The organism is Streptomyces sp. NPDC051677, assembly GCF_044453465.1.
In the GTDB taxonomy this organism is placed as follows: Bacteria; Actinomycetota; Actinomycetes; order Streptomycetales; family Streptomycetaceae; genus Streptomyces.
This window is the reverse complement of record NZ_JBITCT010000013.1, coordinates 164,994-181,398: the sequence shown is the minus strand read 5'-3', so window position 1 is coordinate 181,398 and position 16,405 is coordinate 164,994. Positions and strand designations below refer to the sequence as shown.

Sequence of the window (16,405 nt, the reverse complement as noted above, 5' to 3'; positions counted from 1 at the left end):
GGGGTGTCCCCGACGGGGGGCACCCCTTCTCGTGTGCCAACTCGCTGCTGCACACTGCTGGTTGACGCACAGGCGAGGGCGAGGGCGAGGGCGAGGGCGAGGGCGAGGGGGAGCCGGGCGTGCAGGATCTGACGGTCAACCTCATCGCTTCGCTGCTGGCGTTCGTCGTCGGCTGGCTCGGACGCGCCCTCCTGCAGTACCAGCGGACCAGGAAGCCTGCCGCGCGGGTGTGGCGGCTCGACCGGCGCAGGCGGGTGGTGATGGTCGTCGCGGAGTCGATGAGCGGGTCGCCGGGGCATCCGAAGATCTCCGAGACGGACGCCCTCGCGGCGATGAACCTGCGCCAGTTCCTCTCCCAGGAGCTGCGGCGGCACGAGGTGACCACGGTCCGGGCCAGGGCCTTCGTCATGGCGTCCGACGCCGAGGAGAACCTGGTGGTGATCGGCGGACCGGCGCGCAACGCCGTCTGGCAGGTGCTGGCCGACCGGCTGAACGCGCCGTACGGGTTCCGGCAGTATCCGACGGAGTACCGCATCGCCTCCGCGGACGGCGATGAGGAGTACGGGGCGTCGGCGGGGGACGCCACGACGCTCGTGGACCACGCGATCGTCCTGCTGGCCCGTAATCCCTTCGCGCCCGGCAGCCGCCTCGTGATGATCGCGGGCTGCGCCCTGCTGGCGACCTCGGGCGCGACCCAGCTCTTCGCCCGGGGCGAGATCCGCGCACTGGCCAAGGCGTACGACACGGCGTCGCCGTTGGCGCTCGTGGTGCGGGTGGAGAGCGTCGGCGGGTATGTGCGCAGGCCCGAGGTGGTGGCCGCGGCCACCTTCGCGCAGACCCCGACCGGCAGCAACGCCCCCGCCTCAGCCTCCTGACGTGCGTGGCGGCAGTTTCGGGCGGGAGCGGTCCGGGGTGTTGGCGTAGTCGGGCGGGATCGCCGGGGGGCTGGTGGTGAGGAGGTCGAGGGCGAGCTGGACGGCGTCGTCCAGTTGGGCGTGGCGGCCCTCGGCCCAGTCCAGAGGGGTGCGCTGGACCTCCAGGTCGGGGGTGACGCCCTTGTTCTCCACGGACCAGCCGTACGCGTCGAACCAGGCCGCGTTCATCGGGACGGTGATGACGGTGCCGTCGCCGAGCTGGTGGCGGCCGGTCATGCCGACGACTCCGCCCCATGTGCGCTGGCCGACCACCGGGCCGAGCTTCAGCAGCTTGAACGCGGCCGTGATCATGTCGCCGTCGGACGAGGTCGCCTCGTCGGCGAGGGCCACCACCGGGCCGCGCGGCGCGTTCGAGGCGTACGACACCGGCTGGGCGTTGCGCGTGAGGTCCCAGCCCAGGATGGTGCGCGTCAGCTTCTCCACGACCAGTTCGCTGATGTGGCCGCCCGCGTTGCCGCGCACGTCGACGATCAGCGCGGGCCGCGACACCTCCATCCGCAGGTCGCGGTTGAACTGGGCCCAGCCCGAGCCGCCCATGTCGGGGATGTGCAGGTAACCGCACCGGCCGCCGCTCAACTCCCGTACCACGGCCCGCCGTTTGGCCACCCAGTCCTGGTAGCGCAGGGGGCGCTCGTCGACGAGGGGGACCACGGCCACCCGGCGGGAGCGGCCCGCCTCGCCCTCGGCCGGCGTGAAGGTGAGTTCCACGGTCGTGCCGCCGGCGCCGGCGAGGAGCGGGTACGGGCCGGTCACGGGGTCCACCGCCCGGCCGTCCACGTGCGTGAGCACCGCGCCCTCGCGGATCCCGGCGCCGGCCAGCGGTGACCGCGCCTTGGAGTCGGAGGAGTCGCCGGGCAGGATCCGCAGCACGGTCCAACCGCCGTCGCGGTGTACGAGGTTGGCGCCCAGGAGTCCTTGCAGGCGCTGGTAGTGGGGCGGGCCCTCGTTGCGGCGGGCGGCGGTGACGTACGCGTGGGAGGTGCCCAGTTCGCCGAGGACCTCGCGCAGCAGGTCCGCGAACTCGTCGGGTGAGGCGACCCGTTCGACCAGCGGCCGGTACTGGTCGAGGACCGTGTCCCAGTCGATCCCGCACATCCGGGGCTCCCAGAAGTAGGCGCGGATCAGCCGCCCGGCCTCCTCGTAGGACTGACGCCACTCGGCGCCCGGGTCCACCTCGTGCATGATGCGCCGCAGGTCGATCCAGACGGTGGAGTCGAGGTCGCCGGACTCGACCGACGGAACCGCCCGCAGGTCGCCCTCGTCGACGACGACGAGCCGGGTGCCGTCGCCGCTGACCGCGAACCAGTCCAGATCGCCGACGAGTTCGGACTTCTTCGCCTTGCTGATGGTGAAGTACTCCAGCGTCGGCCGTCCGCTGGTGTCGTCCGGGTTGGCGAACGTCTCGCCCAGCGCGCCGGAGATCGGCCAGCGCAGCCAGACCAGTCCGCCGCCCGCGACCGGGTGCAGCGCCGAGTACTTGGACGCGGTCACCGGGAAGGGCGTGACACGGTTCTCCAGTCCTTCGGTCTCGACGGTCACGGCCCCGCCGGCGCCCTCGTCCTCGTCCTCCACCGGGTCCAGGCCGCCGGCCGCCGGACGGCCCTCCGGGGTCAGCGCGAAGGGGGAGGGCGTCGCCGACGACAGCGGCACCAGGTAGGGCCGGCAGCCGAGGGGGAAGGACAGGTCGCCGGTGTGCACGTCGTACACGGGGTCGAACCCGCGCCAGGACAGGAACGCCAGATAGCGGCCGTCCCTCGTGAACACCGGGTTCTCGTCCTCGAACCGGCCGTTGGTCACGTCGATGATCAGCCGGTCCTTTATGCGGGCCATCTTGATCTGGCGCAGGGAGCGTCCGATCCCCGGGTGCGACCAGGTCAGCCAGCTGCCGTCGGGGGAGAAGGCCAGGTCGCGGACGGGGCCGTTGACCGACGAGATCAGCTCGGTGACCTCGCCGTTCGAATCCTCGGTGGCGTCGATGAGCAGGAGCCGTCCGTCGTGCGCGGCCAGGGCGAGCCGCTCGCCCTCCGGGTCGGAGACCATCTCCAGCACCCGTCCCAGCTCCCCGGAGGCCAGCCGTCGCGGCTCGCGGTCGCCGGTCGCGCGCGGCAGGTAGGCGATCTCGACGGCGTCCTCGCCCTCCGCGTCCGTCACATAGGCGACCTGTCCGCCCGAACCGAGCATCTCCGGCAGCCGCACCCGCACCCCGGGGGTGTCGGTGATCGTCCGTGCGGGGCCGTCGCGGTGCGTCAGCCAGTACAGGCTGCCGCGGACGACGACGGCGCTCGCGCGTCCGGTCTCGTCGACGGAGATGCCGTCCACGTGCTGGGCGGCCGGGATCTGGTAGGGCCGCCGTCCGGCCCGCGGCCCGCTCAGCCGTACGTCGATCCGGCGCGGCCCGGAGCCGGCGGCGAGGTCGTCGACGATCCACAGGTCCCCGGCGCACTGGTACACCACCCGGGCGCCGTCACTGGAGGCGTGCCGGGCGTAGAAGGCGTCGTGGTCGGTGTGCCGGCGCAGGTCGGAGCCGTCGTGGGCACAGGAGTAGAGGTTGCCGACGCCTTCGTGGTCGGAGAGGAAGGCGATCCGGCCGCCGACGAAGAGAGGGGAGGCGAGGTGCCCGTCGAGGCCTTCCAGGAGCCGCTGCCCGTGCAGCCACAGGCGGCCCGTGGCGCCGCCCCGGTAGCGCTTCCAGGCGGCGGGCTCGTGCGGCGGGGTGCCGGTGAGGAGCAGGGTTCTGCGCTCGCCGTCGATCTCGGCGACCTGGAGGTCGGAGACCGGGCCCCAGGGCAGCTTGCGGCCGGGGGCGCCGTCGGTGGGCACCTTGTAGGCCCAGGTGAAGTAGGAGAAGGGCTCGCCGTGGGAGGCGACGGCGAGGATGTCGGCGTGGCCGTCCTGGTCGGGGGGCGTCCAGCCGCAGACCTGGGTGTCGGAGTTGCCCCAGTACGTCAGCCGCCTGCCCGGCCCGCCGTCCACCGGCACCAGGTGGATCTCCGGGACGAGACTGCGCCAGCTCGTGTACGCGATCCGGCGGCCGTCGGGGGAGAAGCGGGGGTGTCCGGCCTTGGTACGGTCGACGGTGAGCCGCCAGGCGCGGCCCGGGTCGGCGAGGGGGGCCAGCCAGAGGTCGTCCTCGGCCACGAAGCACAACAGGTCACCGCTGAGATGGGGCAGGCGCAGATAGCTCACCTTCCCATGCTTTTCCGGCGAAAGAGGGCGGGCAACTCGTGCGGCGGGCCTGCGGCCCGGGCGGCTTGCTTACGCCTTCTTCACATACGTGAGCCAGCGCACGTACGAAACGGTTTCGTTTCGCTGCCTCTCGGGGTATGTTCATGGTGTACGAAACGAGTGGGCGACGACGGAACCGGAAGGTGTGTGCCATGACTGAGGTCGCAACGGCGCGTCGCAGTCGCATCACGCCCGAGCGTGAGGCCGAACTGTACGAGGCCGTGCTCGTCCTGCTCCGCGAAGTCGGCTACGACGCCCTCACCATGGACGCCGTCGCCGCGCGCACACGTTCCAGCAAGGCCACGCTCTACCGCCAGTGGGGCGGCAAGGCCGAACTGGTGGCGAAGGCGGTCCGGCACAACAAGCCGGGCGGCATGGCCGGTCTCGGAGAGGTCGACACCGGCTCGCTCAGGGGCGACATGCACGCCCTCACGCGACGCTCGGACGACTGCGAGATGGAACAGAACTCCGCCCTGATGCGGGGTCTGGCCATGGCGATCCACGGCAACCCCGACCTCCTGCAGGCGTTCCGCGAGCACCTGATCGAACCGGAGATGGCGGACTTCCGCCGCGTCCTCCAGCGGGCGATCGACCGGGGCGAGGTCCGGGCGGACAACCCGGCGATCGAGTTCGTGATGCACATGATGATCGGCGGGTTCGCCGCCCGTTCGATGATCGACGAGCAGCCGCCGACGCAGGAGTTCCTCCTTTCGTACATCGACGCAGTGGTCCTCCCCGCCCTCTGCGCACCTGCCACCACCTGACCCCGACCGTCCCCACGGTCCGCCCATCCTGACGTCACCGCTCACGTCGTCGGGCCGATCACCCCTGCCTCCCCGCCGGGTTGGTCAACCCTGCCCTTGGGGCCTGCGGCCCCCTCACCACACGACCTGACCGGGAGTACGCCTCCGTGGCCACGTTCCTTTACAAGCTCGGCCGGCTCGCCTTCAGGCGACGCCACTTCGTCGCCCTGATATGGGTGGCGATGCTGACCCTCGCCGGTGTCGGCGCGGCTTTCGCCCCCGCCCCGGGCACCACCTCCTTCTCCATTCCCGGCGTCGAGGCCCAGAAGGCCTTCGACCTGCTGGAGCAGCGCTTCCCCGGGGCCAGCGCCGACGGCGCGACCGGACGCATCGTCTTCAAGGCGCCCGAGGGCCAGAAGATGACGGACGCCGCCAACAAGGCGACCGTCGAGAAGACCGTCAGCACGCTGGGCGACGGCTCCGAGGTCGTCTCCGTCGCCGACCCGTTCACCTCGCACGCCGTGAGCAAGGACGGCACGGTCGCCTACACGTCCGTGAAGTACAAGGTCCCCGGCATGGAGTTGCAGGACTCGACCCGGGACGCCCTGGAGAAGGCCGCGGACGACGCCCGGGCCACCGGACTCACCGTCGACGTCGGCGGCGACGCCCTGCAGGCAGGGGCCGAGGCCGGAGCCATCGGTGAGGTCATCGGCCTCGCCATCGCCGCGGTCGTCCTCGTCATCACCCTGGGCTCGCTGGTCGCGGCCGGACTGCCGCTGCTGACCGCCATCATCGGCGTCGGCATCGGCGTCTCCACCATCACCGCCCTCGCCAACGCGCTCGACCTCGGCGACACCACCTCCACGCTCGCGCTGATGATCGGCCTCGCGGTCGGCATCGACTACGCGCTGTTCATCGTCTCCCGCTACCGCAGCGAACTCGCCGAGGGCCGTGACCGCGAGGAAGCCATCGGCCGCGCCACCGGCACCGCCGGCTCCGCGGTGGTCTTCGCGGGCCTCACGGTCGTCATCGCGCTGGCCGGCCTCTCGGTCGTCGGCGTCCCGATGCTGACCAAGATGGGCCTCGCGGCGGCGGGCACGGTCGTGGTCGCCGTCCTCATCGCACTGACCATGATCCCGGCGCTCCTCGGCTACGCGGGCAAGAAGGTCCGGGCCACCGGCGAGAAGCGCAAGGCGAGCAGCGAGCAGGACAAGCCCGCGACCAAGCCCGGCCTGGGCACCCGCTGGGCCAGCTTCGTCATCCGCCGTCCGGCCGCCGTGCTGCTGCTCGGCCTGGTCGGTCTCGGCGCCATCGCCGTCCCGGCCGCCCAACTGGAGCTGGGCCTGCCCGACGACGGCTCCCAGCCGACGTCCACGACCCAGCGCCGCGCCTACGACCTGCTGTCGGAGGGCTTCGGCCCCGGCTTCAACGGCCCCCTGATGATCGTCGTCGATGCCCAGAACGCCGACGACCCGCAGGCGGCGGCCACCTCGGTCACCGACGGCATCAAGGGCCTCAAGGACGTCGCGACGGTGACCCCGGCCGCCTTCAACAAGGCCGGCGACACCGCGACGATCACCGTCATCCCGGCCTCCAAGCCGTCCTCGACGCAGACCGAGGACCTGGTCCACGCCATCCGCGACCAGGGCGCCGACGTCAAGGCCGACACCGGCGCACGGGTCCTGGTCACCGGCACCACCGCGATGAACATCGACTTCTCGCAGAAGCTCAACGACGCGCTGGTCCCCTACCTGGGCCTGGTCGTCGGCCTCGCCTTCCTCCTGCTGATCGTGGTCTTCCGCTCCATCCTGGTCCCGCTGAAGGCGGCCCTCGGCTTCCTGCTCAGCGTGCTCGCCGCGCTCGGCGCCGTGGTCGCGGTCTTCCAGTGGGGCTGGCTGTCCGGCCTGATCGGCGTCGAGGAGACCGGCCCGATCATGTCGATGATGCCGATCTTCATGGTCGGCGTGGTCTTCGGACTCGCGATGGACTACGAGGTGTTCCTCGTGACCCGCATGCGCGAGGCGTACGTCCACGGCGAGAGCCCGAGCCAGGCCGTGGTGACCGGCTTCCGGCACAGCGCCAAGGTCGTGGCCGCCGCCGCGATCATCATGATGGCCGTCTTCGGCGGCTTCATCAGCTCCAGCGAGTCGATGATCAAGATGATCGGCTTCGGCCTCGCGATCGCCGTCTTCTTCGACGCGTTCATCGTGCGCATGGCGATCGTGCCGGCAGTGCTGGCGCTGCTCGGCAAGAAGGCCTGGTGGCTCCCGAAGTGGCTGGACCGCGCCCTGCCCAACGTCGACGTCGAGGGCGAGGGGCTGCGCACGCAGGACGACGCCGGCGCCTCCCGCGACGACGACGAGGACCGGGAACTGGTACGCGCCTGACACGCGCCTGACCTGCCAGTACACCTGAAAGACCGCCGGTGAGGGCTCCGTGGGGACGGGGCGCCCTCACCGGCTCCTTCTTTTGCGACCCGTCTTGTGCCCCGTCTTGCGCCCCGCTTCGTGACTCGCCTTGTGACCCACTTTCGGGTGAGGCGCACTCCCCGCCGGGGCCGCGCGGGCCGGAACCGTAAGGGTTCGGTGCGTTCGGTACATAAATGGACATTGAAGGCTACTGTCACCGCAATGTGGACGGTTCGTAACGAGAGGTGTCAGTGGGGCACTTGGGGTGTGGTCGGTGGTCGAGTGTTGGTCGCGCGGCCGGTTAGGCCGCGACCCGCACCAAGCAAGGAGACCTTGTGTCCGCTTCTGTTTCTGCCCGCTGTCTCGCCGCCGCCGCGGTCGCCGCCGCCGTCGTCGGGACGGTGGCGCTGCCGGCCTCCGCCGCCGACCACCCGCGTCAGGCCCGGCCGAACGTGGAGATCAGCGCCGTGCAGTACGACGCACCGGGCCGAGACGACCGCTCCGGCCGCTCCCTGAACAAGGAGTGGGTGGAGCTGACCAACACCACCCGCCACGAGATCAACCTGCACGACTGGACCCTCTCGGGCGAGCACGGCGACACCTACACCTTCCGCCACTACCGCCTGGCCCCCCGCGCCACCGTCCGCATCCACACCGGAGAGGGCCGCGACACCCGCACCGACCTCTTCCAGGACCGCCACCGCGAGGTGTGGGACAACCACGCCGACACCGCCACCCTGCGCAACGACCGCGACCGCTTCGTCGACGAGAAGTCCTGGGGCCACGACCGCCACCACGGCGGAGACAGCCGGCACGACGGCGACCGCCACCACGGCGGGGACCGCCACCACGGCGGGGACCGCCACTGACGATCCCGCACAGACGGCGGCGCGCCCGACCCCACCTTCCGGGTCGGGCGCGCCGCCCGGTCGTGCCGCCGTCCGGAATCGTCTCTCGTCCGTGAACCGCGCTGTGGAATGATCCGGGCCCAGGCCCTCCCACCGAGGGAGTCGCCCACCCTCGTCGAGAAAGCGCCGGATGATTACTCGCGTACGGATACACCACGTACGGCTGGGCGGTGACGAGTTCCGGGTGATCCGGGCGGAACCGGCCCCCGGACGGCTTGCGCTGCGCGACGACCGGCACTGGCTGTCGATGTACGCCGACCGGGACGGCGCGGCCCAATTCGTCGCCCTGTGGGCGCTCGCCGCACGGTCCGCACGGTCGCTGGTCTATCTGCCGATCCGGGCCAACCCGGTCCCGGAGGGCGTCGTCGGCGACGGCGAGCCGGTCTCGCTGGACCTGGTCCTGGTCCACCACAGCCTGCAGTTTCCGGCCGCGTCGTGGAAGCAGATCAGGGCTCGCCTCGGCGCCGGAAAACCCCACACCGCGACCGCCCCGGACCAGGACTTCCCCGACGAGACGGCCATCGACCACGACCGGCGTCACCACCGCGAGTACCGCGACCACCTCGATTTCGACATCGCCGCGCACACCCTCTTCGTCGTGGGCAGCTCCACCGCCTTCCGCGAACACGGCACCGCGCTGCGCGGCCTCGTCGACGAGGCCCCGTCGTACCCGCACCGCCACCCGGGCGACGGGCACTTCTGCGTCGAACTCGGCGCCGGCCCCTGGCCCCACGCCGCCGCCCGCCGCCACGTACCCGCCCGACTGCACATCCAGTACTCCGGCGCCTGGCAGGCGTGACGAACGGCGCTCGCACGCCACGCCTGAGGAATCCGGTCGCCCGCCCCCTGCACCGGCCGTTAGCGTGCCCCGCATGACGACCCGCGCCGCGCACCCCCGTTTCGCCGAAGCCCTCCGCGCCCTCGGGCTGGACGACCTTCCGACGCGCAGCTTCCCCGAGGCGACCCGGACCGCCGCCGAGGCCGCCGCCGCGATCGGGTGTGAGCTGAGCCAGATCTGCAAGTCACTGATCTTCTCGGCCGACGGGGCGCCGGTGCTGGTGCTGATGGACGGGGCCTCGCGCGTCGACGTGGAGCTGGTGGCGCAGGGAACTCGGCGCGGAGAAGGTGACGAGGGCCGCCGCCGACGTCGTACGGGAGACCACCGGGTACGCGATCGGCGGTGTGCCGCCCTTCGGGCACCGGACGCGGACGCGGGTGCTGGCCGACCGGAGTCTGCTCGCGCACGACGTCGTGTGGGCCGCCGCCGGCACCCCGCACACCGTCTTCCCCATGGCCCCCAAGGACCTCGTCCGGCACGCCGACGCGACCGTCGTGGACGTGCGCGAGCCCACCGCGTGACGCCGCTGGTCACGGCGGCCGTCCTGTGCGCCGCGGTCACCCACGCCAGTTGGAACGCCATCGCCCACAAGATCACCGACAAGCTCGTCGGGTTCACCCTCATCGCCGGCGGCGGCATGCTCATCGGGCTCGCGCTCGTGCCGTTCACCGCGTTCCCGGCGGCCGGCGCGTGGCCGTACCTGCTGTCCTCCGCGGTCATCCACATGGCCTACTACGCGCTGCTGATGCGGTCGTTCCGGCTCGGCGACTTCGGGCAGGCGTACCCCGTCGCGCGAGGCTCCGCGCCGCTCGTCGTCACCGTCCTGGCCGCCGTCTTCGCACACGAGGCGCCGAACGGCTGGGCGGCCGCCGGCATCGCCCTGTCGTGCGCGGGGCTGACCGGCGTCGCCCTGTGGGGGCTGCGCGGACGGCGGCCGAACTGGGCGGCGATCGGGGCCGCGCTGGCGACCGGACTGACCATCGCCTCGTACACCGTCGTCGACGGGCTCGGCGTCCGCGCCGCCGGCTCCTCCCTCGGGTACATCGCCTGGCTGACGGCCGTGCAGGGGGCCGTCATCCCGGCGTACGCGGCCTGCCGGTGGCGCGGGGAGACCGTCGCGCTCCTGCGCCCCCACGCCGCCCTCGGCCTCCTCGGCTCAGCCCTGTCCGTCCTCGCCTACGCCCTCGTCCTGTGGGCGCAGACCCGCGCCGAACTGGCCCCGATCGCGGCGTTGCGCGAGTCGTCGATCCTCGTCGGCGCGGCCATCGGCGCCCTGCTGTTCAAGGAACGGTTCGGCGCGCCGCGCCTCGTCGCCGCCGGACTCCTCGTCGTCGGCATCGGGCTGATGCTGCACGCCGGTTGACGCGTCGCCTGCGGACTGCGGGCCGACTGGGTGCGTCCGGCCGTTGTGCGTAGCACCCTGGAAGCAGGAGTTCCGGAGGTGATCGTCATGACCGCAATGCACACCGCTGTCGGATGGCATGTCGAGCTGGAGTTTGAGGAGGATGACCGGCACACGCGCGCGGTAGCGCTGGTGCGGTTGCCCGACGGCAGTGAGATCAAGGCCGCGGGGCACGCCAGTCGGCACAACGTGGACGCCAACCAGCCCCGGGTCGGAGAGGAGATCGCCGGCGCTCGTGCCCTCAACGAGATCGCCATGCAGCTGCTCACCAAGGCCCATACGGAGATCGACGACGCGTCGGGACGGACGTCCCACTCGATCAACGTGTGAACGACTCGACGACCGGCAGGCGTCACGCCGTCGTCGTCATCGCCTTCCGCAGCGCTCGCAGCAGTGCCTGCGCGCGCGGGTCCGCCGTCACGCTCGACCTGAAGCCGTTGGTGACGTAGCCGAACGCGATGCCCGACTCCGGGTCGGCGAGACCGAGGGCGCCGCCGCGGCCCGGGTGGCCGAAGGAGGTGGGGGACAGCAGCGGGGACGCGGGGCCGTGCAGCATGTAGCCGAGGCCGAACCGGGTGTTCACCACGAGCACCCGGTCCGGGCCCGACGACTGCTCGCCGCGCGCCAGTTCCACCGTCTCCGGGCGCAGCAGCCGTGTCCCGCCGTCCACCTCGCCGATCAGCGACGCGTAGAAGCGGGCCAGGCCGTCGGCGGTGGCGATGCCGTTGGAGGCGGGGAGGGCGGCGGCCCGGTAGGCCGGGTCGTTCTCGTCGGGGAGCGGGGTGATCGCGGCGAACGCACGGCGGGTGAGGGAGTCGGGGTCGGCGTAGGCGGCGGTGACGGCGGGCTTGGGCCGGGTCTTCAGCGCTCCCGCTTGCGCGGGCGCCTCCACCTGCCCCACACGCCCCACCCGCGCGCTCTGCGCCGCCGGCAGCCCGCACCACAGGTCGGCGCCCAGCGGCCCGGCGATCTCGTCGGCGATCCACTCGCCGACGGGCCGCCCGGTGATCCGCCGCACCAGCTCGCCCGTCAGCCAGCTGAAGGTCTGCGCGTGGTAGCCGTGGTCGGTCCCCGGCTCCCACACCGGCGCCTGTGCGGCGACCGCCGCCGCGCCCCGCTCGGGGTCCGCGGCCTCGGCGGGCGTCAGCGGCCGGTCCAGCACGGGCACGCCCGCGCGGTGCGCGAGCAGGTGCCGCACGAGCGTCCGCTCCTTGCCCGCCGCCTTGTACTCGGGCCAGTACGACCCTACGGGCGCGTCCAGGTCCAGCTCGCCGCGCTGGTGCAGCAGCAGGAGGACGGCGGCGGCGACGCCCTTGGTCGCGGACCGCACGATCTGCGCGGTGCCGTGCTCCCAGGGGGCCGTGCAGGCCGCGCCGTCCACGTCCTTCGAACCGGCCCACAGGTCGACGACCTGGTGCCCGTCCCGGTAGACGGCGACCGCCGCGCCCCGGTCGCCGAGCGTCTCGAAGTTCGCCGCGAACGCCTCCCGGACCGGCTCGAAGCCCTCGGCCACCGCACCGTTCACGTTCACGCCCACGTCCGCACGCCCTCTCGACCCGCCTCGTTCGACCCGCCTCGGTCTCGCCGAGGTCTCGCCTTCGACTCTCCGGGGAACACGCCCGGCGGGCCTGCGATTCCTGCGTCTCGCTAGCCGAGAAGGATCGTTACGTCGATGTTGCCGCGGGTGGCGTTCGAGTACGGGCACACCTGGTGCGCCGCGTCCACCAGCTTCGCGGCGAGGTCGGCGTCCAGGACGGGCAGCGAGACGCTGAGGGCGACCGCCAGTCCGTAGCCCTTGCTCTGGTTCGGGCCGATCCCGACCTTCGCCGCCACCGTCGACCCGGTGAGGTCGTAGCCCGCCCGGTTGCCGACGAGGATCAGCGCGTTGTGGAAGCAGGAGCTGTAACCGGCGGCGAAGAGCTGCTCCGGGTTGGTGCCGTTGCCGTCGCCGCCCAGCTGCGGCGGCATCGCCACCTTCAGCTCGATCTGGCCGTCCTGGCTGGTGACATAGCCGTCCCGGCCGCCGTGCGCGGTCGCCTCGGCGACATACATGATCTTCGTCGGACGGGTGTCGACGGTGTCGACGGTGTCGACGGCGGCGACAGCGTCGACGGCGGCGCCTTCGGTCATGCGGGACCTCCCCGGAATCTCCCCGATTACATCGTGCACAAGGTACTGGCCGGTAGGGAGGCGCCTGCTTACCAGGGGGTAGTAACCGCGGGTAACTTCAGCTCAGGACTGCCGCGTCCACCGCGCGGGGCCCGTCGCGTCTACCGCGCGCGGTCCGCCGCGCTCTGCGCCCGTTCCGCGAGCTCCCACAACTCCCCGCGCAACCGTGCGACCTCCGTCGCCATCAGCCCCGTCGACGCGAGCAGCGTGCCGGGTACGCGCTCCGCGCGCCCCTTCAGTTCCTCGCCGCGCCCGGTGCACGCGACGAGCACCGTGCGCTCGTCCCGCGCCGAGCGCTCCCGGCGCACCAGCCCCGCCGCCTCCAGCCGCTTGAGCAGCGGCGACATCGTGCCGTAGTCCAGCCGCAGCGCCGCGGCCAGCTCCTTGACGGTGGTCTCGCCGCGCTCCCACAGGACCAGCAGCACGAGGTACTGGGGGTAGGTGAGGCCCAGCTCGTCCAGGAGCGGGCGGTACGCGGCGGTCACCGCGCGCTGGGCCGCGTACAGCGCGAAGCACAGCTGCTCGTCGAGGAGCAGCGTGCCGTCGGCGGTGGGTGCCTCGTTCGTCACGCGCCCATTGTGGCCGAGCGCGGGTCGAACCCGAAGGGCAGCTCCAGGCGGTGCGCGCGCATCACGGCGTCGTCGGCGAGCAGATCGCCGGTCGGACCGTCCGCCGCGATCACGCCCTCGCTGAGGATCAGGGCCCGCGGGCACAGCTCCAGGGCGTACGGCAGGTCGTGCGTGACCATGAGCACCGTGACGTCCAACGAGCGCAGGATGTCGGCCAGTTCGCGACGCGAGGCGGGGTCGAGGTTGGAGGACGGCTCGTCCAGGACGAGGATCTCCGGCTCCATGGCGAGCACCGTCGCGACGGCCACCCGGCGCCGCTGGCCGAAGGACAGATGGTGCGGCGGACGGTCCTTGAACTCCGCCATGCCGACCTGTGCGAGCGCGTGGTCGACGCGCGCCTCCAGCTCCGCGCCCTTCAGCCCGGCGGCCGCCGGTCCGAACGCGACGTCCTCGCGGACCGTCGGCATGAACAGCTGGTCGTCCGGGTCCTGGAAGACGATGCCGACCCTGCGCCGGATCTCGGCCATGTGCTGCTTGCCGACGGGCAGCCCGGCCACCGTCACAGTGCCCGCGCCGCCGGTGAGGATGCCGTTGAGGTGCAGCACCAGGGTCGTCTTGCCGGCGCCGTTCGGGCCGAGCAGCGCGACCCGTTCCCCGCGCGCGACCGAGAAGTCCACGCCGAACAGGGCCTGGTGGCCGTCGGGGTAGGCGAAGGCGAGGCCGGAGACCTCGAGGGAAGCCGTCACGTCAGGAACCGTCACGTCGGAAGCCGTCACATCAGTCACAGGGACCATCCCAACACGCAGACGACGAGGGCGGCGAACGGGAGGGTCAGGGCGTACGACCACTGCGCGCGGGACGCGGTCACCTCGTCGATCACCGGCATCGAACCGGCGTACCCCCGGCTGACCATGGCCAGGTGCACGCGCTCCCCGCGTTCGTAGGATCGGATGAACAGCGCGCCCGCCGACTTCGCGAGCACCCCCCAGTGCCGCACGCCCCGCGCCTCGAAGCCGCGCGACTCCCGGGCGATCCGCATGCGCCGCATCTCGTCCGTGATGACATCGCCGTAGCGGATCATGAAGGAGGCGATCTGCACGAGCAGCGGGGGAAGCTTCAGGCGTTGCAGGCCGAGAAGCAGGGCGCGCAGCTCCGTGGTGGACGCCAGGAGCACGGAGGCGGCGACGCCCAGGGTGCCCTTCGCGAGGACGTTCCAGGCGCCCCACAGCCCGTTGACGCTGAGGGACAGCCCGAGGACGTCCACGCGCTCGCCCTGCGCCACGAACGGCATCAGCACGGCGAACGCGACGAACGGCACCTCGATCAGCAGCCGCTTCAGCAGGAAACCGGCCGGCACGCGCGCGTGGTACGCGACGAACGCCAGCAGGACGGCGTACAGGCCGAACGCCCACATCGCCTCCCGTGGCGTCGACACGACGACGACCACGAAGGCGAACGCGGCGGCGAGCTTGGTGTGCGGCGGCAGGACGTGCACGGGCGAGTGCCCGTGCCGGTAGAGCCGGTGCGCGTGTCCCGCTCCCACGCCGTCAGACGCCGCTCGTGGAGGCGCTCGTCGACGTCGGGGACACGTCGTCCGTACGGCGCCTGCGCACCGCCCAGAACACCGTGGTGCCCGCGACGACGGTCGTGCCGACGCCGATCACGCCCGCGAGACCGCCGGAGAGGCGCGCGTCGGTGATGTCCTTGACGCCGTAGTCGGCTAGCGGGGAGTCGGAGGACGCGTGCTTCTGGGTCTTCTCGTCGATGCCCTTGTCGGCGGCGACCTTCTCCAGGCCGTCGGGGCTGGCGGAGGCGTAGAAGCTGACGAAGCCGGCCAGGACGAGGGAGGTGACCAGACCGGTCACCCACAGCGTGCGCCGGGAGGTGCGCGCCGCGACGGGCGTCGTGCGCGCCCCCTCGGCGGCGGGCGCGTCGACCAGTTCGCCGTTCACCCGCAACTGGAGCCGCTGGCGCAGATCGCGCGCGCCGTGCACGAGATCCGGCCGGACGGCGACGACGGCGCCCACGGTCAGCGCGGTGATCACGGCCTCGCCGACGCCGATCAGCACATGCACGCCGATCATCGCGGTGGCCACCTTGCCGATCGCCACGTCGGTGGTGCCGCCGATCCAGTACAGGAGCGTGAACGCCACGGCGGCGGCGGGCACGGACAGCAGGGCGGCGACGAAGGACGCGGTGGTGATGGACCGTCGGCTGCGCGGCAGCACCTTCACCAGGGCGCGGAAGACGGCGTAGGAGACGACGGTCGTCACGATCGCCATGTCGGTGACGTTCACGCCGAGCGCGGTCAGGCCGCCGTCGGCGAAGAGGATGCCCTGCATCAGCAGGACCACGGACACGCACAGGATCCCCGTGTAGGGGCCCACGAGTATCGCGGCGAGCGCACCGCCCAGCAGATGGCCGCTGGTGCCCGCCGCGACGGGGAAGTTCAGCATCTGAACGGCGAAGATGAACGCGGCCACGAGGCCGGCCAGCGGCGCGGTCCGGTCGTCGAGTTCACGGCGCGCGCCGCGCAGGCTCACGGCGATGACGCCCGCGGCGACGACTCCGGTCACGGCGGAGGTCGGGGCGTTGATGAATCCGTCGGGTACGTGCACCCGTCGATGATAGTGGCTTAATGCGAATGATTCGCAAGAGCGAGGAACTTGTCTATCGCAGATGTGAGATACGTCGGAATGGAGGAGCGTATTCCGGAAAATATGGGACATTGGGATGAGCGAAAGCGGATTCACAGGTGCCGCACAGGTCACGCTGCGTGAGAGGGCGGGTCGATGTCTGTAGTCGAGCAGTACGCGCGAGCCCACATCGTCACGGACGCGGACCAGGTCGAGGAGGAACGCAGGGCCGTCCCCGTCGTCCTGCGCTACGACCCCGAGAACGACCCGCGCGCGGTACGTGTCGCGCTCCCTGACCGCCACGAGTGGACGTTCTCCCGCAGCCTGCTGGAACAGGGCCTGCGCGCCCCGGCCGGCACCGGCGAGGTGCGGGTGTGGCCGCTGGGGCGCGTCCAGGCCGTCGTCGAGTTCCACTCCGCGCACGGCGTCTCGGTCGTCCAGTTCGAGTCGAAGACGCTGCTGCGCTTCCTGCGCCGCACGTACATGGCGACGGCGCAGCCGGTCACTCACTAGTCGCGCACCGGCCGCGCACCGGCCGCGCACCGGCCGCGCACCGGCCGCGCACCGGCCGC

15 protein-coding genes and 1 pseudogene are annotated in these 16,405 nt (G+C 71.9%); 9 read left to right on the top strand and 7 right to left on the bottom strand.

All coding sequences use genetic code 11. The features are described 5' to 3' along the window. Positions 1-119: 119 nt before the first annotated feature. Positions 120-875, top strand: a complete 756-nt coding sequence (locus tag ACIBAF_RS17940; RefSeq protein WP_399464184.1) for a hypothetical protein — start codon at positions 120-122, stop codon at positions 873-875. On the opposite strand, the gene ACIBAF_RS17935 is transcribed toward ACIBAF_RS17940, so the two are convergent. Then, entirely contained in the window at positions 864-4,121 is a 3,258-nt protein-coding gene (locus ACIBAF_RS17935; protein ID WP_399464183.1) for a S41 family peptidase, read from the bottom strand. The genes ACIBAF_RS17940 and ACIBAF_RS17935 overlap by 12 nt on opposite strands. 191 nt (positions 4,122-4,312) lie before the next feature. On the opposite strand from ACIBAF_RS17935, the gene ACIBAF_RS17930 reads away from it, so the two are divergent. The 7 genes and pseudogenes from ACIBAF_RS17930 to ACIBAF_RS17900 all read left to right on the top strand — a co-directional run bounded on the left by ACIBAF_RS17930 (position 4,313) and on the right by ACIBAF_RS17900 (position 10,789). Continuing rightward, complete coding sequence (locus ACIBAF_RS17930) at positions 4,313-4,924, top strand: TetR/AcrR family transcriptional regulator (protein ID WP_399464181.1); 612 nt, start codon at positions 4,313-4,315, stop codon at positions 4,922-4,924. A gap of 146 nt (positions 4,925-5,070) precedes the next feature. Further along, positions 5,071-7,290 carry an MMPL family transporter gene (locus ACIBAF_RS17925; protein WP_399464180.1) on the top strand — a complete coding sequence of 740 codons (2,220 nt, stop codon included), beginning with the start codon at positions 5,071-5,073 and terminating at the stop codon, positions 7,288-7,290. A 356-nt stretch (positions 7,291-7,646) separates the two neighbouring features. Beyond that, positions 7,647-8,180, top strand: coding sequence for a lamin tail domain-containing protein (locus tag ACIBAF_RS17920; protein ID WP_399464179.1), 534 nt, complete (start codon positions 7,647-7,649; stop codon positions 8,178-8,180). 169 nt (positions 8,181-8,349) lie between these two features. Then, positions 8,350-9,018, top strand: a complete 669-nt coding sequence (locus ACIBAF_RS17915) for a hypothetical protein (RefSeq protein WP_399464178.1) — start codon at positions 8,350-8,352, stop codon at positions 9,016-9,018. Positions 9,019-9,091: 73 nt separating this feature from the next. After that, positions 9,092-9,578, top strand: a pseudogene (locus ACIBAF_RS17910) (YbaK/EbsC family protein). Beyond that, a complete protein-coding gene (locus ACIBAF_RS17905; protein WP_399464177.1) occupies positions 9,575-10,420 on the top strand; it encodes an EamA family transporter in 846 nt (281 codons plus the stop codon). The pseudogene ACIBAF_RS17910 and the gene ACIBAF_RS17905 overlap by 4 nt, the downstream one beginning before the upstream one ends. Positions 10,421-10,507: 87 nt before the next feature. Further along, positions 10,508-10,789 carry a DUF1876 domain-containing protein gene (locus ACIBAF_RS17900; protein WP_399464176.1) on the top strand — a complete coding sequence of 94 codons (282 nt, stop codon included), beginning with the start codon at positions 10,508-10,510 and terminating at the stop codon, positions 10,787-10,789. A gap of 22 nt (positions 10,790-10,811) precedes the next feature. Here ACIBAF_RS17900 and ACIBAF_RS17895 read toward each other — a convergent pair whose 3' ends face one another. From ACIBAF_RS17895 to ACIBAF_RS17870, 6 genes are all read right to left on the bottom strand, one after another. Then, positions 10,812-11,990 carry a serine hydrolase domain-containing protein gene (locus tag ACIBAF_RS17895; RefSeq protein WP_399464175.1) on the bottom strand — a complete coding sequence of 393 codons (1,179 nt, stop codon included), beginning with the start codon at positions 11,988-11,990 and terminating at the stop codon, positions 10,812-10,814. A 116-nt stretch (positions 11,991-12,106) separates the two neighbouring features. After that, entirely contained in the window at positions 12,107-12,589 is a 483-nt protein-coding gene (locus ACIBAF_RS17890) for an organic hydroperoxide resistance protein (protein ID WP_399464174.1), read from the bottom strand. Between the two features lie 140 nt (positions 12,590-12,729). Next, the gene (locus tag ACIBAF_RS17885) at positions 12,730-13,197 is read right to left on the bottom strand and encodes a MarR family winged helix-turn-helix transcriptional regulator (RefSeq protein ID WP_399464173.1); all 468 of its coding nucleotides are present in this window, start codon (positions 13,195-13,197) and stop codon (positions 12,730-12,732) included. Next, positions 13,194-13,991, bottom strand: coding sequence for an energy-coupling factor ABC transporter ATP-binding protein (locus ACIBAF_RS17880; protein WP_399464172.1), 798 nt, complete (start codon positions 13,989-13,991; stop codon positions 13,194-13,196). Before ACIBAF_RS17880 ends, ACIBAF_RS17885 begins: the two co-directional genes overlap by 4 nt. Then, positions 13,979-14,740, bottom strand: coding sequence for a cobalt ECF transporter T component CbiQ (gene cbiQ, locus ACIBAF_RS17875; RefSeq protein ID WP_399464171.1), 762 nt, complete (start codon positions 14,738-14,740; stop codon positions 13,979-13,981). Before cbiQ ends, ACIBAF_RS17880 begins: the two co-directional genes overlap by 13 nt. A 4-nt stretch (positions 14,741-14,744) precedes the next feature. Then, entirely contained in the window at positions 14,745-15,815 is a 1,071-nt protein-coding gene (locus ACIBAF_RS17870) for an energy-coupling factor ABC transporter permease (RefSeq protein ID WP_399464170.1), read from the bottom strand. Between the two features lie 174 nt (positions 15,816-15,989). Here ACIBAF_RS17870 and ACIBAF_RS17865 point away from each other — a divergent pair, with 174 nt between their 5' ends. Then, positions 15,990-16,346, top strand: coding sequence for an SsgA family sporulation/cell division regulator (locus tag ACIBAF_RS17865; RefSeq protein WP_399464169.1), 357 nt, complete (start codon positions 15,990-15,992; stop codon positions 16,344-16,346). The last annotated feature ends 59 nt before the right edge of the window (positions 16,347-16,405 follow it).